Raw genomic sequence first — 23,854 nt, forward strand, 5'->3', positions numbered from 1 at the left:
CTCATTCTCCTAAAATAGCGACGATAGCCCGAAAGACATCTTCCATATCCTGAGTACCATCCACTCTCTTTAACACTTTTGCTGAGGTGTAATAGTCAATCAGTGGCTGAGTCTGTTCGTGATATACGTTCAAACGTTTTTTCACAGTCTCTGGTTTATCGTCATCTCTCAAAATCAGTTTGTCACCGCAGGCATCGCAGATACCTTCCACTTTTGTAGGCGCATACATCAAATGATACGTAGCACCACACTTCACACAAGCCCTGCGCCCAGACATGCGGTTGATGATGTTCTCATCCGGAACATCCACATCGATGGCATAGTCAATTTTGCTATTCACTTTTTTCAAAGCCTCATCCAGACTTTCTGCCTGTGGAATTGTTCTTGGAAATCCATCCAATACATAGCCTTTCTGAGCATCTTCCTGCTGAAGCCGATCTACAACCAAATCCACAACCAGCTCATCTGGCACTAAAAGTCCCTGATCCATGTAAGTTTTTGCCTTTTTCCCCAGTTCAGTTCCTTCTTTGATGTTGGCACGGAAAATATCTCCTGTAGAAATATGAGGAATCCCATACTTCGCCGCTATTTTTTTTGCCTGTGTTCCTTTTCCCGCACCGGGTGCTCCCAACATAATAATTCGCATAAAATACCTCCCACCAAATCAAGGCTGTGGCGTCTCCACCACAACCTCACTTTTTAATCATTCAGGAAGCCTTTGTAATTCCTTACCAGCATCTGAGACTCAACCTGTTTGATCGACTCCAGAACCACACCTACAACAATGATGATGGAAGTTCCACCAAAGGACACGTCCGCACCAAAAACACCGTTGAAGAAATATGGGATAACGGCTACAATGACTAACCCTACTGCTCCTATAAATATAATGTAATTTAATATTTTTGTCAAATACTCTGTCGTTGGTTTTCCAGGACGAATTCCAGGAATAAAACCGCCCTGCTTCTTCATATTATCCGCAACTTCCAATGGATTAAAAGTAATTGAAGTATAGAAATATGCAAAAAAGATACACAATACTACATAGATTAACAATCCAATACTGTAAATTGGCTGGTCTGGATTACACCAATTGCTGGACGACAACCCTTTCATAATCTCTCCGCCAATTCCACCAACATTACTTTTTCCCATAAAGGAAGCAATTACAACAGGAAAAGACATAATCGAAGATGCAAAGATAATTGGAATTACTCCCGCCGTATTTACTTTCAGCGGAATATGACTTGACTGTCCCCCAACCATCTTTCTTCCTTGCATTTTCTTAGAGTACTGTACTGGAATTCTTCTCTCCGCGCCGTTCAAAATCAGTACAAAAACAACAACAACCAATACAATTGCAAGAATAATCAGTGCGGCTAAAGTTCCTTTCGCAATGGTTTTGCCCTTTACAAAACTGTCATACAACGTCGCAAAATCACTCGGCATACGGGACACGATATTGATTGTCAGGACAATAGACATACCGTTTCCGATCTTTTTCTCTGTGATTCTCTCTCCCATCCACATCAGCATCGCCGAACCTGCAGTCAGACACAAAACCACGACTGCGGCAGCCGCAAATTTTTCAAATCCAGAAGCATCAGAACCGGCGGACATCACAGGAATCAATCCCTGCCTTCCAAAGCCAATCGCCATTGCCACAGACTCAAAAATTGACAGACCAATCGTCAGATAACGAGTGATCTCTGTAATCTTCTTCCTTCCTTCTTCTCCATCTCTGTGCAGCTCTTCCAACTTTGGAATCGCAATCGTCAAAAGCTGCATAATGATGGAGGATGTAATATATGGAGTAATATTCAAAGCAAAGATGGACATCTGCGTAAATGATCCACCGGTGAACGCATCAAAAAAGTTGAATGCGTCACCGGACTGACTTTCGAACCATTCCTTGAAATATTCACCATTCACCCCGGGTACCGGGATCTGGGAACCAAGACGAATGATAAAGATCATTACTACCAGATAGAACAATTTTCTTCGAATATCTTTTACTTTAAAAACATTTCGAAGACTATTCAGCATTAGATCACCTCTACTGTTCCACCTGCAGCTTCAATTTTTGCTTTCGCACCTTCGCTGACAGCGTTAACTTTTACGTTCAGTTTCTTTGTCAGCTCTCCGTTACCCAGAATCTTCACTCCATCGCCTGCCTTAGAAATCGCACGGCTCGCCAGTAAAGTGTCCACGGTTACATCAGCACCGTCCTCAAATCTGTTCAGAACGTCTACATTGATTGCAATGATCTCCTTAGAGTTTCTGTTAGTGAAACCTCTCTTAGGAATACGTCTATACAATGGCATCTGACCACCCTCGAAACCTGGCTTTTTCGCGCCAGAACGAGCTAACTGACCTTTATGACCTTTACCTGCGGTTTTGCCATTTCCTGAACCATGTCCACGGCCTCTTCTGAAGTTATCACTGTGCTTAGAACCTTCTGCCGGTCTTAAATTGGATAAATCCATGATTGGCACCTCCTTCTAAATTATAATCACTGTTAAACTTAATACTTAGGCTTCTTCTACCTTTACCAAGTGCTGTACCTGCTGAATCATTCCTCTGGTAGCAGCATTGTCCGGAAGCTCAACGGTCTTGTTCAGCTTTCTCAGCCCCATTGCCTCAACAGTTTTTTTGTGTTTCGGAACGGCACCGATTGTAGATTTTACTAAAGTAACTTTCAATTTATCTGCCATTTTTCAGTCCTCCTTAAGCCAAAATCTCGTCAACAGATTTTCCACGAAGTTTTGCAACTTCTTCCGGAGTCTTCAACTGTTTTAAACCTTCGATGGTTGCAAGTACGACATTCTGCTTATTTCTGGAACCCATACATTTGGTACGGATATTTTTGATACCTGCCAACTCGATCACCGCACGGGCAGGACCACCTGCGATAACACCAGTACCTTCCGGGGCTCTCTTCAACAGCATCTGAGCACTTCCAAATTTACCGATAAAGTCATGAGTGATACTTCCATTCTCATCTCTGGCAACTGTCACCAGTTTTTTCATTGCATCCTCTTTTCCCTTACGGATTGCCTCAGGAATCTCGGCTGCTTTTCCCAGACCGGCACCAACATGTCCATTGCCATCTCCGACAACAACTAAAGCTGTGAAACGGAAGTTACGACCACCTTTAACAACTTTGGTAACACGTTTGATGGATACCACTTTATCATTTAATTCTAACTGACTAGCGTCAATAAGATTGCGTTTCATGTGTTCTCGTTCCTCCCTTCTAGAATTCCAGTCCAGCTTCTCTTGCTGCGTCTGCCAGTGCTTTTACTTTTCCGTGGTAGAGGAATCCTCCTCTGTCGAATACAACAGAAGTGATGCCTTTTTCTACTGCTCTCTTCGCAATCACAGTTCCCACTTTAGCCGCTGCTTCCACATTATCAGTGTGTTCCAATCCTTCTTTTACTTCTGCCTGAAGAGTAGAAGCTGATACCAAAGTACGACCTACTGTGTCATCAATGATCTGCGCATACATATGATTGTTGCTTCTGAACACAGCCAGACGTGGAGTCTGAGAAGTTCCGCTCAAATGATGACGTAATCTTCTATGCTTTTTCTGACGAATTTCCGCCTTAGATACTTTCTTAATCATTTTCACACTCTCCTTAATTATTTCTTACCAGTCTTACCAACTTTGCGTCTGATAACCTCATCAGCATACTTGATACCTTTGCCCTTATAAGGCTCAGGTCTTCTCTTGTCTCTGATTTCAGCCGCATACTGGCCAACTCTCTCTTTGTCAATACCTGCAACAGTAATCTTGTTGCCGTCTACAGTTGTTTCCAGTCCTTCTGGATCTTCCATCTCAACCGGATGAGAATAACCTAAGGATAATGTCAATTTCTTGCCCTGTTTCTGAGCTCTGTAACCTACACCGTTTACTTCCAGAACCTTCGTATAACCTTCGCTTACACCCACTACCATGTTGTGAATCAGGCTTCTGGTCAAACCGTGAAGAGATTTCATTCTTTTCAGATCATTCGGTCTTGTAACCACTACATGACCATCTTCAACTTTGATACCCATTTCCACTGGAAGAAACTTCTCCAGAGTTCCTTTTGGGCCTTTTACTGTAACATGATTGTCCTCCGTGATCTCTACAGTTACACCTGCAGGAACCACAACTGGCAGTCTGCCGATTCGTGACATCTTGTTTTCCTCCTTACTTAAATTGTCGGAGAGGAGCTTTATCCTCTCTGTTTTCAGTATTTCTATGATTAATTCAATGCTTTGCCCTTGGGTTCGCACTCCCTAAGTGCTTCCTGGGAAATTCCTGCTCATTTCTTCGCAGGAACGACCCTTGCACTAACCTCTTGCTTCACCCTTGGACTCACACTCGCTAAGCGCTCAGTGCCTACCAAACGAATGCTAATACTTCTCCACCGACTTTCAGCTTTCTGGCTTCTTTGTCAGTGATCACTCCCTGGTTTGTGGACAAAATCGCAATTCCAAGACCGCCCAGTACTCTTGGCAGCTCATCTTTGCCGGCATACACACGCAGACCCGGTTTAGAAATTCTCTTCAGGCCGGTGATAATTTTCTGGTTCTTATCCTCACCGTATTTCAGAGTGATATGGATGGTCTGGAATTTTCCATCTTCCACCAGATCATATTTTGCAATGTATCCCTCATCAACAAGAATGTTGGCAATCGCAATTTTCATTTTAGATGCAGGAACATCTACAGTATCGTGTTTTGCAGTATTGGCATTACGGATTCTTGTAAGCATATCTGCAATCGGATCGCTCATTGTCATTTAAGGTTGCCTCCTTTTTCTAATATTGAAATGGTATCTTTGATCACCAGCTTGCTTTCTTAACTCCTGGAATTTGTCCCTTATATGCTAACTCACGGAAACAAATTCTGCAGATTCCGTATTTTCTCAGATACGCATGCGGACGGCCGCAGATTCTGCAACGATTATATTCTCTTGTGGAATATTTCGGTTTGCGCTGCTGTTTGATTTTCATTGCTGTTTTAGCCATGAATAATTCCTCCTATATTCCTACTTTGCAAATGGCATATTGAATAATGTCAGTAATTCACGAGCTTCTTCATCGGTCTTAGCAGTGGTTACGAAAATAATATCCATACCTCTTACTTTGTCGACTTTATCATATTCAACTTCCGGGAAGATCAACTGCTCTTTGATACCCAGAGCGTAGTTTCCTCTTCCGTCAAAAGCATTAGGATTTACACCGCGGAAGTCACGTACACGAGGCAGAGCCAGGTTGATCAAACGATCAGCGAACTCATACATTTTTTCGCCTCTCAAGGTAACTTTACAGCCGATCGGCATACCCTCTCTGATTTTAAAGTTAGCCACGGATTTCTTTGCCTTTGTGGCAACCGCTTTCTGACCAGTGATCAGTTCCATATCACTGATTGCGGCATCCAGAAGTTTCGCGTTTTCTTTCGCTTCACCAACACCCATGTTCACAACGATCTTTTCGAGTTTTGGCACTTCCATAATATTTTTATATCCGAATTTTTTCATCATGGCATCCATGATTTCGTTCTTGTAAGCGTCTCTCAGTCTACTCACGTTCCTATGCCTCCTCTCTTAATTAATCGATCACTTTTCCGGTTGCTTTTGCAAAACGTACTTTTTTATCTCCGTCCATCTTAAATCCGACACGAGTCACTTTTCCATCCGCTACCAGCATCACATTGGAAGCATGGATCGGAGCTTCTTTATTGATAATGCCGCCTTCTGTATTAGCCATAGAAGGTTTTGCATGTTTTGTAATCATATTTACGCTCTCAACCAGAACTGTATTGTCTTTTACGTTGACGGCAAGAACTTTTCCTTCTTTGCCTTTGTCTTTACCAGCGATTACCTTTACAGTATCACCTTTTTTAATTTTCATAGCTGACATACGGCACCCTCCTATAATACTTCCGGAGCTAAGGACACGATCTTCATGAATTTCTTCTCACGAAGCTCTCTGGCTACCGGCCCAAAGATACGTGTTCCTCTCGGAGTTAAGTCGTCTTTGATAATTACCGCTGCGTTCTCATCGAATTTGATGTAAGAGCCATCTTTACGGCGAGCGCCTTTTTTGCTGCGAACAACAACAGCTTTCACAACATCACCTTTTTTAACAACGCCGCCTGGTGTTGCATCTTTGACCGTAGCAACGATGGTATCACCAATATTCGCATATCTTCTAGTAGAACCGCCCATAACACGGATGCAAAGGATTTCTTTTGCACCGGTATTATCAGCAACTCTAAGTCTGCTTTCCTGCTGAATCATACTGGTATTCCTCCTTACGAATTTTACCTTTATCCAATTATTTCACTTTCTCAACAATCTCAACAAGTCTCCATCTTTTATCCTTGGACAGAGGTCTTGTCTCCATTACTTTTACGGTATCACCGATGCTGCACTCATTGTTTGCATCATGGGCTTTCAATTTATAGGTTCTCTTTACGATCTTTTTGTAAAGAGGATGTTTTACATGGTCTTCAATCGCAACAACGATGGTCTTGTCCATCTTATTGCTGACTACTTTACCCACACGGGTTTTTCTCAGATTTCTCTCCACGATTACGCCTCCTTAGCCTGCTCAGCAATCACTGTCTGGATTCTGGCAATGTTTCTGCGAACCTCTTTGATTCTGCTTGTATTATCCAACTGATTGGTTGCATTCTGAAATCTCAAGTTAAAGAGTTCCTTCTTAGCAGCTACTAATTCTTCGTTCAGCTCTGTAGCTGATTTACTTCTCAAATCTTCTACAAATTTATTAATTTTCACTGTTATCACCGCCTTCTAAGTCTGCACGAGAAACGATTTTGCATTTACATGGTAACTTGTGCATTGCAAGACGTAACGCTTCACGAGCAGTTGCCTCGGGAACGCCTGCAATTTCGAACATTACACGACCTGGTTTTACGACTGCTACCCAGTACTCCAGGGAGCCCTTACCGGAACCCATACGTGTCTCTGCTGGTTTTGCTGTTACTGGTTTATCTGGAAAAATCTTAATCCAAACCTGGCCGCCACGTTTGATGTAACGAGTCATCGCAATACGGGCTGCTTCAATCTGATTGGAACGAATCCAACATGGTTCGGTAGCTACAAGACCGTACTCACCATAATTAATCTTGTTGCCTCTCAGGGCTTTTCCTCTCATGGATCCACGGAATTGTTTACGACGTTTTACTCTCTTTGGCATTAACATTATTTATCGCTCCCTTCCTTAGCTCCTTTTGTTGGAAGTACTTCGCCATTATAGATCCACGCTTTTACGCCAACCTTGCCGTAAGTGGTGTCTGCCTCTGCGAAGCCATAATCGATGTCTGCACGAAGTGTCTGCAGCGGAATAGTTCCCTCACTGTAGAATTCTGTACGGGCCATATCAGCGCCGCCCAGACGTCCGGATACAGAAGTCTTAATTCCCTGTGCACCGGCTTTCATAGTTCTGGACATGGTGGACTTCATAGCTCTACGGAAAGAGATACGATTCTCCAGCTGTAACGCAATGTTTTCTGCTACCAGCTGAGCGTCTCTGTCTGGTCTTTTCACCTCTTTGATGTCTACAATGATAAATTTCTTATCTGTGTAATTTTTCAGTTCTTTTTTTACTTTCTCAATCTCAGAACCGCCCTTACCGATTACGATACCAGGCTTTGCGGTATAGATGATGATTTTTACGCGGTCAGACGCTCTCTCAATCTCAATCTTGGAAACGCCTGCTGTGTACAGTTTTTTCTTCAGAAATTTTCTGATGTTATAATCTTCAACCAGGCAGTCTGCAAAATCTTTGTCCGCATACCATCTGGAATCCCATTCTTTGATCACTCCGACTCTAAGACCATGTGGGTTAACTTTCTGTCCCATGTTTTCCCTCCTTATCTTTCATCCAGCACGATTGTGATATGACTAGTTCTCTTTTCGATACGGTAAGCTCTTCCCTGAGCTCTCGGCTGAATTCTCTTCATCGTAGGTCCTTTGTTTGCGTAACACTCTGCGATGTAGAGGTTTTCGATATTCATACCGTTGTTGTTTTCCGCATTTGCGATCGCGGACTCCAGTAATTTCTTCAGTACGCTGGAAGCGTATCTTGGGTTATATGTCAAGATACCAAGCGCACTCTGTACGTCTTTCCCACGAATTACATCTAACACGTAGCATGCTTTCTGTACAGAGATTCTTGCATAAGATAATTTTGCGGATGGTCTTGTATCTTTGTTATTCTCATTTCTGGATCTCTTAATTTGGGATCTATGTCCTTTTGCCATTGGATAAATCCTCCTTTCTCACACACTCAATCTATTAACGAACGCCTGATTTTTTCTCGTCTTTACCATGTCCTCTGTAAGTTCTGGTTGCCACGAACTCACCCAGTTTGTGACCAACCATATCCTCTGTGATATATACCGGCACATGTTTTCTTCCGTCGTGAACAGCAATCGTGTGTCCTACGAATGACGGGAAGATGGTAGAACGACGTGACCAGGTTTTGATAACTGTTTTATCGTTTGCTGCATTTAATGCATCTACCTTTTTTAACAGACTAGCGTCTGCGAAAGGTCCTTTTTTCAATGAACGAGCCATGTTCTAACCTCCTAATTATTTTGCTAATGCTTTTCCATCTCTTCTTCTTACGATGTACTTGTTGGACTGTTTGTTTTTCTTTCTGGTCTTCAGACCCAGTGCAGGTTTACCCCATGGAGTACATGGACCCGGACGTCCGATACCGGTCTTACCTTCACCACCACCATGTGGATGGTCATTGGGGTTCATAACGGAACCGCGAACGGTAGGTCTGATTCCCATGTGACGTTTACGTCCTGCCTTACCGATGTTGATCAGGTTGTGATCGCCATTTCCAACAACGCCGATGGATGCACGGCAAACAATCGGAACCATTCTCATCTCACCAGAAGGAAGTCTCAGTGTTGCATACTTTCCTTCTTTTGCCATCAACTGTGCACCATTGCCAGCGGAACGAACCAGCTGTCCGCCTTTTCCTGGGTGCATCTCAATATTGTGAATCATGGTACCTACAGGAATCTCTGACAGCGGCAGACAGTTACCCACACGAACCTCTGCTTCCGGTCCGTTCATAACCTTCGCGCCGACTTTCAGTCCTTCTGGTGCCAGAATATAAGCCTTCTCACCGTCTGCATAGCAGATCAAAGCGATGTTTGCAGTTCTGTTTGGATCATACTCAATCGCCTTTACAATCGCTGGAATATTGTCTTTCCTTCTCTTGAAGTCGATCAGTCTATATTTTCTTCTGCTTCCGCCTCCGCGGTGTCTAACAGTAATTTTACCTTGGTTGTTACGTCCAGCGTTCTTGTTCAGAGATACCACCAGAGATTTCTCAGGAGTAGATTTTGTAATCTCAGAGAAATCAGATCCAGTCATATGTCTTCTGGACGGAGTATATGGATTATAGGTTTTAATTCCCATGGTTTTGCTCCTTTCGAATTTCTTATCGTGCTTCCGTGCACATATTCGGGATAAACAGAGTGTCAAGACTTAAAATGAATCAACTCGTCGTGCTCACACGTAAGAGGTGATTTATTTTAAGGATTGTAAGCATGTAACGCGACCGAGAAAGCTCCGCTTTCGAGGTGACACTCGTCAATTCTTCAAAAGAAATCAGTTCGTCGTGCTTGTACGTAAGAAATGATTTATTTTGAGACTTGTAAGCGTGTAATGCGACCGAGGAAACTTGTTTTCCGAGGTGACATTCGTCGCCCTTTGGGCCACCTGATCTCGTCATACTTTCCACTCTTCTTCCCTGTCAATTTTAAAGTCCCTCGAAGATCTCGATATCTTTACTCTCTTCTGTCAGAGCTACAATCGCTTTTTTCGTCTTCGCAGTCTTTCCAACTGTCATTCCGCGTCTTTTCTTTTTCCCATCCATGTTCATGGTATTGACGCTCTTTACTTTTGTTCCCTCGAACATTTTTTCTACAGCTTCTTTGATCTGTGCTTTATTCGCCTCCGGATGTACTAAGAAAGTATATTTCTTCTCTCCCATAGCGTTCATGCTCTTCTCAGTAACCACCGGTTTCAGAATTACATCATAATATTTAATTGCTGCCATTATGCGTACACCTCCTCGATTGAAGCTACTGCATCCTTGGTCAGAACCAGGGTCTTGTGTTTCATCACATCGTAAACATTGATGGTGTTCACCGTTGCGGTCTGAACTTCCGGAATATTTCTAGCAGATAATACTACATTCTGATCTACAGCCGGTGTGACAACCAGTGCCTTCTCAGCTTTCAGATTGTTTAGTACGTTCTGCATATCTTTTGTCTTGATTGCCTCAAATTTCAAATCGTCTACCACGATCAACTTATTGTCCTGAACCTTAGCGGTCAGCGCTGATTTCAGAGCTGCCAGTCTCTCTTTGCGGTTCATCTTCACACTGTAATCTCTTGGTACCGGAGCAAATACAACACCGCCGCCGGTCCACTGTGGAGCGCGGATAGAACCCTGTCTTGCATGGCCGGTTCCTTTCTGTCTCCATGGTTTTCTTCCACCGCCGCGAACTTCTGAGCGAGTCTTCGCTTTCTGTGTTCCCTGACGTTTATTTGCAAGCTGACGAACAACTGCCAAATGTACCAGATGCTCATTGATCTCAACGCCAAAAACCGCATCATTCAGTTCAATTGTTCCAACTTCATTGCCTTCCATATTTAAAACTGATACGTTTGCCATCTCTTAGTGCTCCTCCTTTCTTATTATAAGGACTTTACTGTCTCTTTGATGGTTACTAAGGATTTCTTAGGTCCTGGAACAGCACCCTTTACTAACAGTAAATTATTTTCTGCGTCAACACGAACAACTTCCAGATTCTGGATAGTGATCTGTTTGTTACCCATCTGTCCCGGCATTTTCTTTCCTTTGAATACTTTGCTCGGATCAGATGCCGCACCGTTGGAACCTGCATGGCGATGGTATTTAGAACCGTGAGCCATAGGTCCTCTAGACTGTCCATGTCTCTTGATTGCGCCCTGGTATCCTTTACCTTTGGAGATTGCTGTAGCGTCGATGTGGTCTCCTGCCTCAAAGACATCCACCTTAATCTCCTGGCCCAATTCATATTCAGCCGCATTGTCCAGCTTAAACTCTTTTACGAATCTCTTGCAGGACACACCAGCCTTCTCAAAGTGGCCCTTCATTGGTTTGTTCACAAGATTCTCTCTCTTGTCCGCATAACCAACCTGAACTGCACTGTATCCATCATTTTCTTCTGTTTTGACCTGTGTAACCACACACGGTCCAGCCTGTAATACAGTTACTGGAATCAGCACTCCGTCTTCATTGAAGATCTGAGTCATTCCGACTTTGGTAGCTAAGATAGCTTTCTTCATTTTATTTTCCTCCTTATAGCGGATTACCCTTTCGGTAATCATATAGTGTTGCCAAACTTAATTATTTTGTTTTCATTTTAATATCAATATGAACACCAGCCGGCATTTCCAAACGTGACAGAGCATCTACCGTCTTCTGGGTTGGAGTCATGATGTCGATCAGTCTCTTGTGTGTTCTCTGCTCAAACTGCTCTCTGGAATCTTTATACTTGTGAACCGCTCTCAGGATGGTAACTACTTCCTTCTTTGTCGGAAGAGGTACCGGACCGCTCACCATTGCTCCATTTTTCTTTACAGTGTCGATAATTTTCTTCGCAGATGCATCTACCAACTGATGATCATATGCCTTTAATGTGATTCTCATTACTTGACTTGCCATAAAAAAAGTCGCCTCCTTTTCGCACTTATTATCAGTACGACAAGCGGTGACTGTACACATCTCCGTGTGTGTCCTAACTTTCACACACACTATTTCCACACTTTCTGTGGATATCTGAACTTGTACAGTGACTTGTCGTCAGTTTCCTAACTTGACATTCGCTCCACGGAAAACCTGCCACAGTGGACAGCAACCTCACGCTTCACAGCTATCATGTCACAGCATCTATGAGTATACAGGACGTTTCTAAAAAATGCAAGCTTTTTTTTGTTTTTTTTCATGAGCAGAAAAAGCAAGGATACAAGACGTCCTATTATAATAGGAAGAGAGCTGTTCAAAATCCTAAACAGCCCTCCATCCTTTATTCTTCTTTTTTCTCTTTTCCACTGGCAATAATCTCAGAATAATCAAAAAACGTCACCTTTGCGATCTCGTCTTCGAATACTTCCGGCTCATCTCCGGCAGCTTCTGCCTTCTTTGCCAACTGTTTTGCGCTCCATCGCGGAATCGCCATTTTCCTCACTTCGGGCTGCACTTCCTCTTCCAGCTTCTGTTCGGCTGGACGCACAGCCTCTTTGACCTCCTCTGTAGGTATCACCACTGTCTGGTGGACCAAAGCCTCTTCCCGCGACTGTTCCTGAATGTGCTCACTTTCTTCGGTAGCCGCACCGATCTCCTTTCGCAGCTCTTCATGAGCTTCCTGAACAATATTCATCGTCGGTTGTTCTTCCTCCAGCTCCAGTTCATCCTCGTAGATTTCATCCACGAAACCACCTGTCTTTTTCTTTCTGCGCTTTTCTTTTTTATTCTTCTTCCTGTCTTCTTTATCCTGGGCTTTGATAAGTTTCTCTTCTTCACGAAGTTGTTTCGCCCTCTGCTTTTCCTCCTGTTTCAGTTCCTTTTTCGTCTTCGTGATAGCTCCGTCACTGTCTTCTTCCACTTTCTTTGACGGCTTTTTCCAAATTTCCGCGATGACGTACAGGATAATCAAAAAGAGAACTGACAAGCCTAAAATTATGATTCCTTCCACACTTTTGGTAGCCGCCATCAGAAAGCCAATGACACCCACTGTGATGATAATTTTAGGAACTTTATTTTTCACAGCAACACTGATCTCTTTTTCACTGGAACTCGCCGGATTCACCACAGTACAAATCTTGTTTTCCAGATCGACATTCTGCACATTGTAACGATAAATATTCCCATTTTCCTGTACCAGAATAGCCTCCCCTCTGGTCAGTGAGCTAATATCCGCTTCCTTTGCGTAGGTCACAGAGCCCATTGGAAGGTTCGTATCCTCATAAGTACCGTCGTTAACCGCCGTATAAATTCCAAAGAAAGACGGCACGGCGAGAGCAAGAATACATATGATGGTACAGAAAATCACCAGATGCACAATAAATTTCAAAAATTTAGACATTACCAACGCTCCTTACACAATCGTATCTTTTTGTAACAGTTCAGCCATACAGTGTACGGGAAGCACAAAACTACACTTGTATGTTTTTGCGAGCGGACATCTGTATGAGCTGAGCGCCATTCAATGAGTAAAACGGTGGCGTCAGCCACAATAAGCACGCAATGCGTTTTTTCGAATGGTGCTGGCTGGACTGTAACTATTTTACCATTATAATTCTTATCTGTAAATGGAATATTTCTTTCCATTCTTATAGTTCCTCTTGTTTTTCCTTTCATTCCACCATATAATAGGAAAAACTGGAGGTATCACTATGATAGATTACATAAAGACAATTGAAGATCTCTCTTTAAATGCATGGCCGTCCCATCAAATGCAAATCTACGACGGATGGATCCTGCGTTTTTCCTATTTTTATACGCATCGTACAAACTGTGTGGAACAAATCGGCCCTTCTTCTCTCCCATTTGAAGAGAAGATTCGTTACTGTGAAGAAATATACCGTTACTGGAATACCCCCTGCATTTTTAAAATCACCCCATTGCTTCCAACTGCTTTTGACCTTATGCTGGAGGAACTCGGCTATGAAATCGAGCATGTGACAGAAGTCAAATCCATGAATCTATGCCAATTTGTCTCAAAACCCATAAAAGTCGACGTACAAATTTCCACAAAAATCACTCCTGAATGGCTGGAAACTCTATTTGCCTTAAAACACACCACAAATTCAACCCACCGTCTGATCGTTCCGACCATGTATGCCGCCATCCCCAAAAAGACGTTGGCGGCCTCTATCTTGGTGGATGGCAAAATTCGCGCTATCGGCCTTGGCATCCTTGACCGGGACCACATCGGTCTGTATGCCATCAACGTGGACGCCAAATTTCGCTGTCATCATCTGGGCCGGGCTGTCTGTCAGGAAATCCTAAAAGCAGGGATTCAAGAAGGTGCCAAAAAGGCCTATCTTCAAGTCGTTCCGGATAATCTAGCCGCCAAAAATCTCTATCGCTCACTAGGTTTTCAGGACACCTATACTCATTGGTTTCGCTCTAAATCATTATATTAGGAGGATTATATGGAAATCTTAAACCTATTGGCTGAATACAGAACTCCCTTTTTTGATACTCTCTTTCAGCTTATCACTTATCTCGGCCAGGAAACTCTCGCTGTGGCTGTAATCTGCTGGCTATACTGGTGTCAAAATAAAAAGCTTGCCTATACCATCGGTTTCACCTACTTTGTATCAGGTCTGGCCGTGCAGGGATTGAAAATCACTTTTCGAATTCCCCGGCCTTGGATTTTGGACCCCGGATTTCAGGCAGTCCCTTCAGCGGTTCCCGCCGCCACGGGTTACTCCTTTCCCAGCGGGCACACCCAAAGCGGTACCGCCCTTTTCGGCTCTCTTGCCCTGGCTTCTGAGAAAAACTGGAAAAAATTTCTATGTGTGTTGTCGTTTTTGCTCATAGGTTTTTCCAGGATGTACCTGGGCTGCCATACTTTAAAGGATGTTTTGACCGCCATGGTCATCTCCTTGGCCTCCGCTTTCTTCTTTCATTGGTTCCTGTACCGAAGAACCAGAAAACTTTCCAGGCCCAGGTTGACCGCTTTTTTGTTCGCTCTGTGTTCTCTGTCTTTGCTGCTATATGCCTATTTCCTCTATAGACAAGATATTTTAGCTTTGGACTACGCTTCAGACTGCGCAAAAGCCGCTGGCGCCGGTGCCGGCTTTGCCCTTGGATACTACCTGGAAAAATGCTACATTCGGTTTTCTCTCCCTCTGCAAAAGTCAAAGAAAATCACCCGTTTCCTCCTGGGACTTCTCATAACTTTCATTCTTCAACAGGGCCTAAAGCCTCTCCTGGGCGCCTCTCTCTTCTCCGGTTTCTTCCGGTACTTTATCGTGGTAACCTGGATTCTGGCCATCTATCCCTGGTTATTTTCCCGCTGTCTGGACAACAAAAAAGGGGGTACTCACTAATATGGTATTCCACCATTTAGTGAGACACCCCCTGCTGTCAGGTCTATTCTAATTTTCTTCTCGCCGTCTCCAGATAATCAGACACCCAGCTCCCAACGAAAACACTGCCAGAGCCAAAAAGCCTCCTAAAGGCATCTCATCTCCCGTCTTCACACTGGATGCTTTCAATCCCGAAGTTCCGTTGTTATTCAGACCCGAACCACTGCTTAAGCCCGAACCTCCTTTCAGACTAGAACCTCCATTTAAACTGGAACCTCCGTTCAATCCAGCACCGCCGGTAAGTGTGGGATTCCCAGGAATCTGAGAGGGTACTTTTGTGGGAGTCGTCGTGGTGCCGGGCTTGACATTGACATCGCTGTCGTCAAAGGCCGGGTCATCCGCCGTCGTTGCCACAATGCTGTCCCAATTCAGACTCAAGAAGGCATACTGTATCCCCGTTCCCGCCGCGATCGACTCCATAATCGGCACAAATACTTGCAGCGGAACATAGCCATCCTCGAGCGCCTCCGGAATTAGTTCCAGAGTCACGAGATCAGGATAGTCCGTCCCATAGCTGTCACTCACCAGAAAACCGTCCTCATACTTCTGATAGGAATCCACAGTGACATCTTTGAGATTTCCCACGGGATTGCCGTATTCATCCACCGTATATCCTGTGGTAAAGTATTTCAATTTGCTCAGATATCCCAGTCTTTCGCTGATCTCCAACCCTTTGAAATTCAAGGTGATATAGTATTTTCCATCTTTAACAGTCAGCTTGACAGTGTGATTGATGGCATTGTCAGACATGGAAAGTGTCTTTTTATCCACCTTTACCATGTGCCCTGTGACGGAGTACACACCATCCGCAAGGTTTTTAATATCCAACTCGTCGTCTGCTTCTTTGAGGCTGTCCCAGTCCAGATGTAACCTTGCCACCTGTATCCCCTGTCCTTCTCCGAGAGACTCCATGACGGGAATATGTATTTCCACATAATTCATATCCTCATTCATCTCTATCGGAATAGAAATTTTTCTGGGATATTCCCTGCCGCCGGTACTCTCATCGTAAGAAGGAGAGCTCGGACTGTTATAGTCGTCATAGACACCGCTAAATCGCTCCAGCACTTCGGCATCCTCCGCCTCATACTTCACCGGATACTTGACACTGTTATACTCCACCGTGGACATATCCACCTTTTTCAGATTGTACAGATACCCTTTCAACCCGGAAGTCTCCAGCGGCTGGAGAGTCAATTCCAAATTCATCTTCCCATCTGCCCCCACCATAATAACACCTGGAGAAACCACTGCCCCGTTTCCCATGGAAAGCTGACTTAAGGTAACGTGCCATAAGGTGATGTCAATCGTATATCTGCCCTCTTTTAAAGCTTCCGCTGTCTCTCCATCCTTTTGGTAGCGGATGGTAAATGTCGTGGTGCCGGTATAGTTTCCGCCGGCTGCCTTTGAGACATCCTCGCCAGTGATCGTGATCTTTCCTTTCAGCTTCGTTCCCTGGATATCTCCGGTATCGGTCTTGATGTCCAATAATTTCTCCTTCCCCACAGTGAACGTCTGGGTTCCAAAATCATTGGAAAAATCCAGGGAATTCTTTCCGCTGTACAGCTCACCTCCTCCAGGAGCTGACACAGTAACCGCCCCTTCTTTGTCCTGGGTAGATACTCCTATCTCATACTCCTTCACATTGTCTTTGACAATGCTCAAATCCCCCATAGAAATGGAAGAAGGCACCGTTACCACGTAGGAAGGGGAGGAAGTCTTTTCTTCTATGCTCGCAGAGATCTGCATGTTTTCTGAACTCTCCGAGGAACCGCCCGCTTTTTTCAGCGTGTCCCAATGCATCGTCACTATCGTCTTGATATTAAATTTGCCGTGGTCAAAGAGAATTCCGCTGATTTCACCATTTAAGTTGCTCATGGCGGGCACATACAGATAATTGTTACAGTAATAGTATTGACTCATCCCAGACAGAGGGAACCTGACATCGGTGACTACCGTATAGCCGTTTCTCTCCTCGGTACTGTATGAAGCGCCTTCTAGGGTTAGCTCCTGAGAAGGGTCATTGTCCTTGTAATATCCATTAAAGTCCAGGATATACATAGGTTCCCTATCTGTTCCGGAGACCATACGGTAGGAAATTGTCATCTTTCCATCCTCATCCACCTGAAGAACTGCCTGTGTCGTATCCGTCTCCACCAGACTGTGGTCTATAACGTCACTGCGGACAGCTACAGTGATATCATAAGTACCGGCCTCCAGCTTTTCACTGGGAACGTCTGATGGCCCTTCCCCGTCAATATCCAGGTCAAGAGCATCTGCCACCGCCCCTTTAATTCCATTGGAAGAGTAAGTGGCGCCGGATACTACGTCCACATTCCGAATTCCGTCCGCATCCGTATCCAAAAGTCCCACAAATTTGTCCATAATTCCTTCTACTGCCGTCGCCAGTTTTCCCTTATTTACCTCTGCGTAAGTTCCCCCGAAATTCTCTCCCGACACATCAACGTCGGAAATCTTACCATCAGTCACTGTCACCGCCGTATTGATGTCATACTCGCCAAACTGGTCAATATGAAACGTACCATTTTTAGTGTATGATCCGGAGGATTTTTCTGCCACTGTAGCTTTTACTGCCAAAGGCTGACCAAACAGCCCCACAGATAAAACTGCCGCCAAAAGCAGAGGCCCTATCCTTTTTACAGCCTTTATTTCTCTCATCTTCTCCTCCATTATAGAAAATCAGAAATCCTCACGGACAATATGCCTGAGGATTTCCGTCGTTTTCACTGTCTGTTCATCTTCCTACTGAGCTGTGTACGTAACAGAGAAAGTCGTTGTTCCGGTATAGTTTCCAGCTGCCGCTGCCGCCACGTCAGTAGCCTTTACTAAAATTGTTCCCTGCATTGTTCTGGAACCATCGTCGCTGATAGTCTGCTTTTTAAAACTATTAGCGAATGCCAGCTGGTTCTTTCCACTTGTCAGAACTCCCGTTTCTGGCACTTCAATCATGACACTCCCACCATTTAGGTTCTTAGTCTCTGTTTCCACACTGTACTGAATCTTGTTATCTGCCTCAGCGCTCAGAGTTCCCAGAGTTACGGAACTAGGAATTGTAACATTGTATGTCGGCTCTGAAACTGCCTCTTCCACATTTGCCGTGATCTCCATGTCCTGACTGTCTTCCTCTGCTCCTGCCGCCTGCAGGTCAGTCACCTGTACATAGAAATTCTGAGTCGTATTCATGACAACATTTACATAAGCGCTGGCTGCAACTTCACCTGCCTCCAGCTGATCCAGTACCGTCTTTGGAAGATTGATACTCAAAACCTGTGTGGTCAGCTCATCTCCCTCATTAATTCCAAAGATAGGACCTGCAGTGTCGAATGTCTTCACAGGCTTTGTGGTAATGTCAGACTCCGCTGTATACTGCTCTTCATCTACGGTAAAAACCACATCCTTGATCGTTCCGTCAGTTCCCTGATTTGAGAATGACGGAATCGGATATGCCACATAGAAAGTAAGATTTACACTGTCGTCATTCACTGTCACATCCGCTTCATGTGCAAAGATGGAATCACACATGCTCGCGGCTCCCGTACCATTTCCATTGAGAAAATGAATCTCTCCTGTGTATTCTCCGTTTGCCGGCTCCGCAGCAAAAGCTGTACTGCACAGCATGGTTCCCACCATCGCAGCCGTGAGAACCCCTGATAAGATTTTTGTTAGCTTCATATTCTCTCTCCTTTACTTTTATTTATGTTTAGCGCTTAAGCGCAACAACATCGTCATTTCACAACTAAAGTACAGTTGACCTCCGCACTGTTCCTTGGAGTTCTCTTCTCATCTGCACTGCACGTGGCATACTTGACTACCAGGGGATATTCCCCTGCTTCCATTTCTTTTTTTAATGTAATATCGTACAAATGCTGACCCGGTTTAATCAGTTTTGAGGTGTAAATCGTCTCATCCGTTTCTGGCAGATAGAAAGAAATCTTGAAATACACTTTGTTCTCCTCAGGATTCGTCAGTTCCACGGACACCTCTTTTTTTCCTGCCGGAATCACAATAGACTTATACCCTGGAATCTGAATCCCTTCTTCTGTACCTCCCTGAGAAGCTTCACTCTGTGGTTTTTCCTGCTCAGACTCAAATCGAGTATCGTAGTTTGTCACTTCTTTCGGCCTTGTATAAAAGTAAACACCAATTGCCACGGCTGCAAGAACAATAGTTAAACCTATCACTTTTTTCTTATCTTTTTTCATCACTTACCAGCACCCCCTGCCATTCACCATAGCGCATAAATCTCCCATTAAGCGAAATTAATTAGTTAGTTATCACTAACTAATTGCAGTATACTACCCCTTCCAAAATTTTGTCAACTTCTTTTTGATATTTTTTCCAATTCTCGGTGCGGCGTAATAAGGTCTTTCTTGCAACATAACAAAGTGGGCAAGCCCACTTCAACTCCCCCATCCCCTCAATCTTTGAGGGGGCGCAGTCCCACTTTGCGCGCCGCCGCAACACCGCCTAGCGGTGTACTACCTTATTGCGGCGTGCGCATCCTTAGCGGAGCGTTTATGTAATAGGAAAGGACTTTCGCGCATTAGCGTGACAAGGTCTTTCCTATTACATAAAAAAAGGTTTTACAGAACCGCACTCAGCTCTGTAAAACCTTTTTTCGTCTGTTATGTAAAAACCACTTACTGATTACTTAGATACTTCTCTATGCTGTGAATGGCGTCCTCCTCATCTTCGCCATTTACCAGCAGAGTTACTTCTTCCCCGGCATCCAGCCCCAAAGTCATCATCCCCATAATACTCTTTGCATTGACCTTCTTTTCTCCAACCTTCACATGAATTTCACTGTTGTACTGACTTGCCACCTGGACTAATTGTGCAACCGGTCTCGCCTCCAATCCCGTGGATAAGTTAATCTTCACTGGTTTTTCAATCATAATACTTCCTCCTTGTTCCCCCTGAGTTCTTCTGCAAGAACGCTTAGCTTACGCAAACGATGATTCACTCCAGACTTCCCAACTGTGGGGGAAAGCATTTCACCCAATTCCTTCAAGGTAGCCTCTGGAAACTCCAACCTAAGTCTGGCAATCTGCTCCAGCCCCGGATTCAGACTCCCCAAGCCCCTTTTCTCCTCAATCAGTCGAATATCGTCAATCTGTTTCACCGCCGCATTTACTGTCTTATGAATATTGGCTGTCTCACAGTTGACTTTACGGTTTACAGAATTTCTCATCTCCTTCAAAATCCGTATATTTTCCAGATCCATCAAAGCCTTGCCCGCCTCCATGATGCCAAGGATCTCGACAATCTGCGCCCCTTCCTTTATATACACCACATATGACTTCTTACGCATCACAATCCTTGCATCCACATCAAAGCTGGCAATCACCTGCTGTATCTGAATCGCCTTTCCCTGCGTCGAACAGACAATTTCAAAATGATAAAATTTTTCGGGATCACTGATAGAGCCAGCCGCCAAAAAACTTCCCCTTACGAAAGCTCTCTTACAACAGTTCTTCTGGTACACTATCGGATCAACTTCAATCAACTGATCAGAAACCTTCTTATCCGCCTCCACCGCCTTGATACCTTCCAGCACTCTTCTAGTAAGACTAACACTTTTCAAGTCAATGGTATACACACTTCCCTTGTTTAACCCCGTGTGCTGCCGAATTCGAATTTCTGTCTCTATATTAAATGTTTTTCTCAATAATGTAAAGCATTTTCTCACAACTACTTCATTTTCCGTCTGGAAAATGAGCTGTCTTTGTCCCTGCCCATTATAGCAAATCTTTCCGCTCATACTGAGAATTGCCGCAAGTTCCGCAATCTGACAGTGTCTCGCTGTACTGTGATGTCTGGCAAGTTCCTCTTTTACATTTCTGGAAAAAGACAATATCTCCACCTACTCCTGATTTTTCTTTCTCAATGTATCCTTCTGCAAATCACGATGCTCAATTCTAAGCCCATAGTCAGCGTCACTGGCAAGACGATGAAAAAGTTCTCTGGCTAAAGTCACGGATCGGTGCTTTCCGCCAGTACATCCAATTCCTATCACCAGGCTGTTCTTTCCTTCATTCATGTAATGCGGAATCAAAAACTTCACCATATCTTCCAGCTTATCTGCAAATTCTGTTGCAGCACTGGCCCCCATGACATAATCAAAAACAGCTTGATCTTCTCCTGTCAGATGACGAAGCTCATCAATATAATATGGATTAGGCAAAAAACGCACATCAAACACAAGATCGGCATCACTGGGAATTCCATATTTGAATCCAAAAGATACCACCGACACAACTAAACTTCGAAAATCCTGATTGTCCACAAAAATTCGTACAATCTCCTTTCGCAATTCCCGTGTCAGCATACGAGATGTATTGATGATATAATCCGCTTGATTTCTCAGAAACTCCAGTCTCCTGCGTTCTAGGCGAATCCCCTCATCCACCCTTCCATCAGGAGCCAGAGGATGATTTCTTCGACTCTCCTTGTATCTTTTTATCAGTACCTCATCGGAAGCATCCAGAAACAAAATTTCATATTGGTAGCCCTGCTTTCTCATCTTTTTTAAAATCTCTTCCAAATCGCCAAGCTGCTGGCCACTTCTCACATCCACTCCCAAAGCTACGTTTCGGATCTCTTCTGAATTCATACTTAATGTCATAGACGCAAACTTCTCTAGCAGAAGAATTGGAAGATTGTCCACGCAAAAATACTGGGCATCTTCCAAAAATTTTAAGGCGGTACTCTTTCCCGCTCCCGAAATACCTGTCACAATCACAAATCGCATGGGTCACTCTCCTGTTGAGAAATTCCCCAGGAATTTAACCTCCGGTTCCAGAGTCACCTGAAATTTCTCATAGACTTTGTCCGTCACATCTCTCATTAACCTTCGCACATCCTCAGCTGTGGCATTGTCAATATTTACCACAAAACCGCAGTGTTTTTCTGATACCTGAGCTCCTCCTACACGGTATCCTCTCAGACCAGAATCCATAATCAACTTTCCCGCAAAGTATCCCTCTGGCCGTTTAAAAGTACTTCCTGCACTTGGCAATTCTAATGGTTGCTTGCTGGTTCTTTTTTCCGTTAGCTCCCTCATAGTCTGGCGAATTTTGTCCTCATCCCCATATCTCAGTTTTAAAACTGCTTCAAGCACAATGTAATTTTTCTTTTTCACTATGCTAGTCCGATACCCCATCTCAAGTTTCTCAAAAGGTATCTTCAAAATTTCACCTTCCTGATTTAAAACCGTCACTTCCTCTAAAACATCCTTCAACTCTCCTCCATAAGCACCAGCATTCATCACGACAGCTCCGCCCAGCGTTCCTGGTATCCCGCCTGCGAACTCAAATCCTGTCAGACTGTGAGCCAATGCCTGCTTTGCCACCAAAGAAAGCAACGCACCTGCCTGCGCCCTTATCCGCTCATCCTGTACATCAATCTGACTCATATTCCGAAAAAGCTGAATAATCACACCTCGGTAGCCTTGATCGCTCACCAATAAGTTGCTTCCATTGCCCAGGATAAAGTAAGGAAGCTGATATCTGCGGCAGACATCCAATGTCCTCTGCAATTCATCCACAGAATGAGGACAAACATAATACTCAGCCGGTCCTCCAATTCGAAAAGTAGTATGAGCGCTCATTGGTTCTTCGACTAATACATGATCGCTTCCCAATATTCTACAAAATTCATTCTTTATTTCTTCTTTCAAAATACTTCCTCTCAATTCTATCTTCATTATTTTTTCTGTACCCGTAGAAGATCTCTCACCACTTCTCCCGCAATCTGAAGCCCTGCGACACTTGGCACAAAAGAAATGCTTCCCGGAACAGGACGCCTGCCTGTACCTTTGATCTCCTGTGTATTTTCCAAACACTTCAAAGGTTTTTCTTTTGAATATAGCACTTTTACCTTCTTAATTCCTCGCTTGCGAAGTTCCGTCCGAACAGCTTTCGCCAAAGGGCACACACTGGTCTTAGAAATATCCGCGATCTCAAAACGAAACGGGTCCATTTTATTTCCTGTACCCATACAGGAGATAATAGGTACTCCATACTTTTTCGCTGTCTCAATCAGCAGAAGTTTAGAAGAAACTGTGTCAATCGCGTCCACCACGTAATCATACATCTGAAAATCAAACAGGCTTGCTGTATCCTCATTATAAAAGGTTTCATAAATATGCACAAGGATATCTTCATTGATATCTCGAATACGCTCCTTCGCCACCTGCACTTTTGCTCTCCCTATCGTAGAATGCAACGCATAGAGCTGACGATTGATATTCGTGACAGACACTGTATCATGGTCCACTAAAGTCAGACTACCCACCCCACAGCGAGCCAAGGCCTCAGCCACATAAGAGCCCACACCGCCCAGCCCAAATACAGCAATTTTCGCCGAACTTAAGCATCTTATTCCATCCTCTCCTACCAACATCTCCATGCGGGTAAACTCATTTAGCATGATAATCCTCCTAAAAATTCATACTCAACACAAACAGTATTTTCCAGACAAACAGAAATTCAATCTTCCTGACGCAAAAGCGAACTTCAAAGTCAGTTTGCCTTTTTCCTATTATTTTACTCTTTGTACATTATACTATACCACAATATAAAATGTACAGTTTTTCATAGATTCTTAAGAATTCCAGTGTAACTGTTCAGCTATACAGTGTACA

General features: G+C 44.0%; 34 protein-coding genes. 2 read left to right on the forward strand and 32 right to left on the reverse strand.

The features are described from left to right. Position 1: 1 nt before the first annotated feature. The 24 genes from BLHYD_RS12920 to BLHYD_RS13035 all read right to left on the reverse strand — a co-directional run bounded on the left by BLHYD_RS12920 (position 2) and on the right by BLHYD_RS13035 (position 13,175). On the reverse strand, positions 2-646 hold the full coding sequence (locus BLHYD_RS12920) for an adenylate kinase (RefSeq protein WP_005950460.1): 645 nt from the start codon (positions 644-646) through the stop codon (positions 2-4). 53 nt (positions 647-699) lie between these two features. Next, on the reverse strand, positions 700-2,046 hold the full coding sequence (gene secY, locus BLHYD_RS12925; protein ID WP_005950458.1) for a preprotein translocase subunit SecY: 1,347 nt from the start codon (positions 2,044-2,046) through the stop codon (positions 700-702). Next, positions 2,046-2,486, reverse strand: coding sequence for a 50S ribosomal protein L15 (rplO, locus tag BLHYD_RS12930; RefSeq protein ID WP_005950456.1), 441 nt, complete (start codon positions 2,484-2,486; stop codon positions 2,046-2,048). The genes secY and rplO overlap by 1 nt, the downstream gene beginning before the upstream one ends. A gap of 45 nt (positions 2,487-2,531) precedes the next feature. Continuing rightward, positions 2,532-2,714, reverse strand: coding sequence for a 50S ribosomal protein L30 (gene rpmD / locus BLHYD_RS12935; RefSeq protein WP_005950454.1), 183 nt, complete (start codon positions 2,712-2,714; stop codon positions 2,532-2,534). Between the two features lie 13 nt (positions 2,715-2,727). Beyond that, positions 2,728-3,237 carry a 30S ribosomal protein S5 gene (gene rpsE, locus BLHYD_RS12940; protein ID WP_005950452.1) on the reverse strand — a complete coding sequence of 170 codons (510 nt, stop codon included), beginning with the start codon at positions 3,235-3,237 and terminating at the stop codon, positions 2,728-2,730. 19 nt (positions 3,238-3,256) lie between these two features. Continuing rightward, positions 3,257-3,625, reverse strand: a complete 369-nt coding sequence (rplR, locus tag BLHYD_RS12945) for a 50S ribosomal protein L18 (RefSeq protein ID WP_005950450.1) — start codon at positions 3,623-3,625, stop codon at positions 3,257-3,259. A 17-nt stretch (positions 3,626-3,642) separates the two neighbouring features. Then, positions 3,643-4,182: a 50S ribosomal protein L6 gene (gene rplF / locus BLHYD_RS12950; protein ID WP_021845472.1), complete on the reverse strand. Its 540-nt coding sequence runs from the start codon at positions 4,180-4,182 to the stop codon at positions 3,643-3,645. Between the two features lie 205 nt (positions 4,183-4,387). Beyond that, positions 4,388-4,789 (reverse strand): 30S ribosomal protein S8, encoded by a 402-nt coding sequence (gene rpsH, locus BLHYD_RS12955; RefSeq protein WP_021845471.1) that lies wholly within the window; start codon positions 4,787-4,789, stop codon positions 4,388-4,390. A 43-nt stretch (positions 4,790-4,832) separates the two neighbouring features. Further along, positions 4,833-5,018 carry a type Z 30S ribosomal protein S14 gene (locus BLHYD_RS12960; RefSeq protein ID WP_005950441.1) on the reverse strand — a complete coding sequence of 62 codons (186 nt, stop codon included), beginning with the start codon at positions 5,016-5,018 and terminating at the stop codon, positions 4,833-4,835. A 20-nt stretch (positions 5,019-5,038) separates the two neighbouring features. After that, positions 5,039-5,578, reverse strand: coding sequence for a 50S ribosomal protein L5 (gene rplE, locus BLHYD_RS12965; protein WP_005950440.1), 540 nt, complete (start codon positions 5,576-5,578; stop codon positions 5,039-5,041). A gap of 22 nt (positions 5,579-5,600) precedes the next feature. Continuing rightward, positions 5,601-5,912 carry a 50S ribosomal protein L24 gene (gene rplX / locus BLHYD_RS12970; protein WP_005950439.1) on the reverse strand — a complete coding sequence of 104 codons (312 nt, stop codon included), beginning with the start codon at positions 5,910-5,912 and terminating at the stop codon, positions 5,601-5,603. 11 nt (positions 5,913-5,923) lie between these two features. Next, entirely contained in the window at positions 5,924-6,292 is a 369-nt protein-coding gene (gene rplN, locus BLHYD_RS12975) for a 50S ribosomal protein L14 (protein WP_005950437.1), read from the reverse strand. A 37-nt stretch (positions 6,293-6,329) separates the two neighbouring features. Next, on the reverse strand, positions 6,330-6,584 hold the full coding sequence (gene rpsQ, locus BLHYD_RS12980) for a 30S ribosomal protein S17 (protein ID WP_005950435.1): 255 nt from the start codon (positions 6,582-6,584) through the stop codon (positions 6,330-6,332). Between the two features lie 2 nt (positions 6,585-6,586). After that, positions 6,587-6,793, reverse strand: a complete 207-nt coding sequence (rpmC, locus tag BLHYD_RS12985; protein ID WP_005950433.1) for a 50S ribosomal protein L29 — start codon at positions 6,791-6,793, stop codon at positions 6,587-6,589. Then, positions 6,783-7,220, reverse strand: coding sequence for a 50S ribosomal protein L16 (gene rplP, locus BLHYD_RS12990; RefSeq protein WP_005950431.1), 438 nt, complete (start codon positions 7,218-7,220; stop codon positions 6,783-6,785). The genes rpmC and rplP overlap by 11 nt, the downstream gene beginning before the upstream one ends. Beyond that, positions 7,220-7,879 (reverse strand): 30S ribosomal protein S3, encoded by a 660-nt coding sequence (gene rpsC / locus BLHYD_RS12995; protein ID WP_005950429.1) that lies wholly within the window; start codon positions 7,877-7,879, stop codon positions 7,220-7,222. The genes rplP and rpsC overlap by 1 nt, the downstream gene beginning before the upstream one ends. 11 nt (positions 7,880-7,890) lie before the next feature. Continuing rightward, positions 7,891-8,280 carry a 50S ribosomal protein L22 gene (rplV, locus tag BLHYD_RS13000; RefSeq protein WP_005950427.1) on the reverse strand — a complete coding sequence of 130 codons (390 nt, stop codon included), beginning with the start codon at positions 8,278-8,280 and terminating at the stop codon, positions 7,891-7,893. Positions 8,281-8,314: 34 nt separating this feature from the next. After that, complete coding sequence (gene rpsS, locus BLHYD_RS13005) at positions 8,315-8,596, reverse strand: 30S ribosomal protein S19 (RefSeq protein WP_005950425.1); 282 nt, start codon at positions 8,594-8,596, stop codon at positions 8,315-8,317. A 15-nt stretch (positions 8,597-8,611) separates the two neighbouring features. Then, positions 8,612-9,457, reverse strand: coding sequence for a 50S ribosomal protein L2 (rplB, locus tag BLHYD_RS13010; RefSeq protein WP_021845144.1), 846 nt, complete (start codon positions 9,455-9,457; stop codon positions 8,612-8,614). A 343-nt stretch (positions 9,458-9,800) separates the two neighbouring features. Continuing rightward, positions 9,801-10,100: a 50S ribosomal protein L23 gene (rplW, locus tag BLHYD_RS13015; RefSeq protein ID WP_005950419.1), complete on the reverse strand. Its 300-nt coding sequence runs from the start codon at positions 10,098-10,100 to the stop codon at positions 9,801-9,803. Next, positions 10,100-10,720 (reverse strand): 50S ribosomal protein L4, encoded by a 621-nt coding sequence (rplD, locus tag BLHYD_RS13020; protein ID WP_005950417.1) that lies wholly within the window; start codon positions 10,718-10,720, stop codon positions 10,100-10,102. Before rplD ends, rplW begins: the two co-directional genes overlap by 1 nt. Positions 10,721-10,743: 23 nt before the next feature. Then, positions 10,744-11,376 (reverse strand): 50S ribosomal protein L3, encoded by a 633-nt coding sequence (gene rplC, locus BLHYD_RS13025; protein WP_040350751.1) that lies wholly within the window; start codon positions 11,374-11,376, stop codon positions 10,744-10,746. 61 nt (positions 11,377-11,437) lie between these two features. Then, positions 11,438-11,755 (reverse strand): 30S ribosomal protein S10, encoded by a 318-nt coding sequence (gene rpsJ / locus BLHYD_RS13030; RefSeq protein ID WP_021845142.1) that lies wholly within the window; start codon positions 11,753-11,755, stop codon positions 11,438-11,440. A gap of 361 nt (positions 11,756-12,116) precedes the next feature. Further along, positions 12,117-13,175: a hypothetical protein gene (locus BLHYD_RS13035; protein ID WP_005950409.1), complete on the reverse strand. Its 1,059-nt coding sequence runs from the start codon at positions 13,173-13,175 to the stop codon at positions 12,117-12,119. Between the two features lie 310 nt (positions 13,176-13,485). Here BLHYD_RS13035 and BLHYD_RS13040 point away from each other — a divergent pair, with 310 nt between their 5' ends. After that, positions 13,486-14,238: a GNAT family N-acetyltransferase gene (locus BLHYD_RS13040; protein WP_005950406.1), complete on the forward strand. Its 753-nt coding sequence runs from the start codon at positions 13,486-13,488 to the stop codon at positions 14,236-14,238. 9 nt (positions 14,239-14,247) lie between these two features. Continuing rightward, the gene (locus tag BLHYD_RS13045) at positions 14,248-15,150 is read left to right on the forward strand and encodes a phosphatase PAP2 family protein (RefSeq protein WP_005950404.1); all 903 of its coding nucleotides are present in this window, start codon (positions 14,248-14,250) and stop codon (positions 15,148-15,150) included. A 48-nt stretch (positions 15,151-15,198) separates the two neighbouring features. Here the strand turns inward: BLHYD_RS13045 and BLHYD_RS13050 are convergent, their stop codons facing one another. The 8 genes from BLHYD_RS13050 to BLHYD_RS13085 all read right to left on the reverse strand — a co-directional run bounded on the left by BLHYD_RS13050 (position 15,199) and on the right by BLHYD_RS13085 (position 23,640). Continuing rightward, positions 15,199-17,868, reverse strand: a complete 2,670-nt coding sequence (locus BLHYD_RS13050; RefSeq protein WP_050769910.1) for an NEAT domain-containing protein — start codon at positions 17,866-17,868, stop codon at positions 15,199-15,201. A gap of 84 nt (positions 17,869-17,952) precedes the next feature. Then, entirely contained in the window at positions 17,953-18,882 is a 930-nt protein-coding gene (locus BLHYD_RS13055) for a hypothetical protein (protein ID WP_005950400.1), read from the reverse strand. Between the two features lie 53 nt (positions 18,883-18,935). Further along, complete coding sequence (locus BLHYD_RS13060) at positions 18,936-19,412, reverse strand: hypothetical protein (RefSeq protein ID WP_005950398.1); 477 nt, start codon at positions 19,410-19,412, stop codon at positions 18,936-18,938. A gap of 438 nt (positions 19,413-19,850) precedes the next feature. Further along, the gene (locus BLHYD_RS13065; RefSeq protein ID WP_005950396.1) at positions 19,851-20,105 is read right to left on the reverse strand and encodes an HPr family phosphocarrier protein; all 255 of its coding nucleotides are present in this window, start codon (positions 20,103-20,105) and stop codon (positions 19,851-19,853) included. Beyond that, complete coding sequence (gene whiA, locus BLHYD_RS13070; RefSeq protein ID WP_021845140.1) at positions 20,102-21,064, reverse strand: DNA-binding protein WhiA; 963 nt, start codon at positions 21,062-21,064, stop codon at positions 20,102-20,104. Before whiA ends, BLHYD_RS13065 begins: the two co-directional genes overlap by 4 nt. Before the next feature lie 9 nt (positions 21,065-21,073). After that, entirely contained in the window at positions 21,074-21,961 is an 888-nt protein-coding gene (gene rapZ, locus BLHYD_RS13075; RefSeq protein ID WP_005950393.1) for an RNase adapter RapZ, read from the reverse strand. 3 nt (positions 21,962-21,964) lie between these two features. After that, entirely contained in the window at positions 21,965-22,915 is a 951-nt protein-coding gene (gene murB, locus BLHYD_RS13080) for a UDP-N-acetylmuramate dehydrogenase (protein WP_005950391.1), read from the reverse strand. Further along, on the reverse strand, positions 22,915-23,640 hold the full coding sequence (locus BLHYD_RS13085; RefSeq protein WP_005950389.1) for a tRNA threonylcarbamoyladenosine dehydratase: 726 nt from the start codon (positions 23,638-23,640) through the stop codon (positions 22,915-22,917). Before BLHYD_RS13085 ends, murB begins: the two co-directional genes overlap by 1 nt. Between the last annotated feature and the right edge of the window lie 214 nt (positions 23,641-23,854).

Source organism: Blautia hydrogenotrophica DSM 10507, assembly GCF_034356035.1.
GTDB classification, from domain to species: domain Bacteria; phylum Bacillota; class Clostridia; order Lachnospirales; family Lachnospiraceae; genus Blautia_A; species Blautia_A hydrogenotrophica.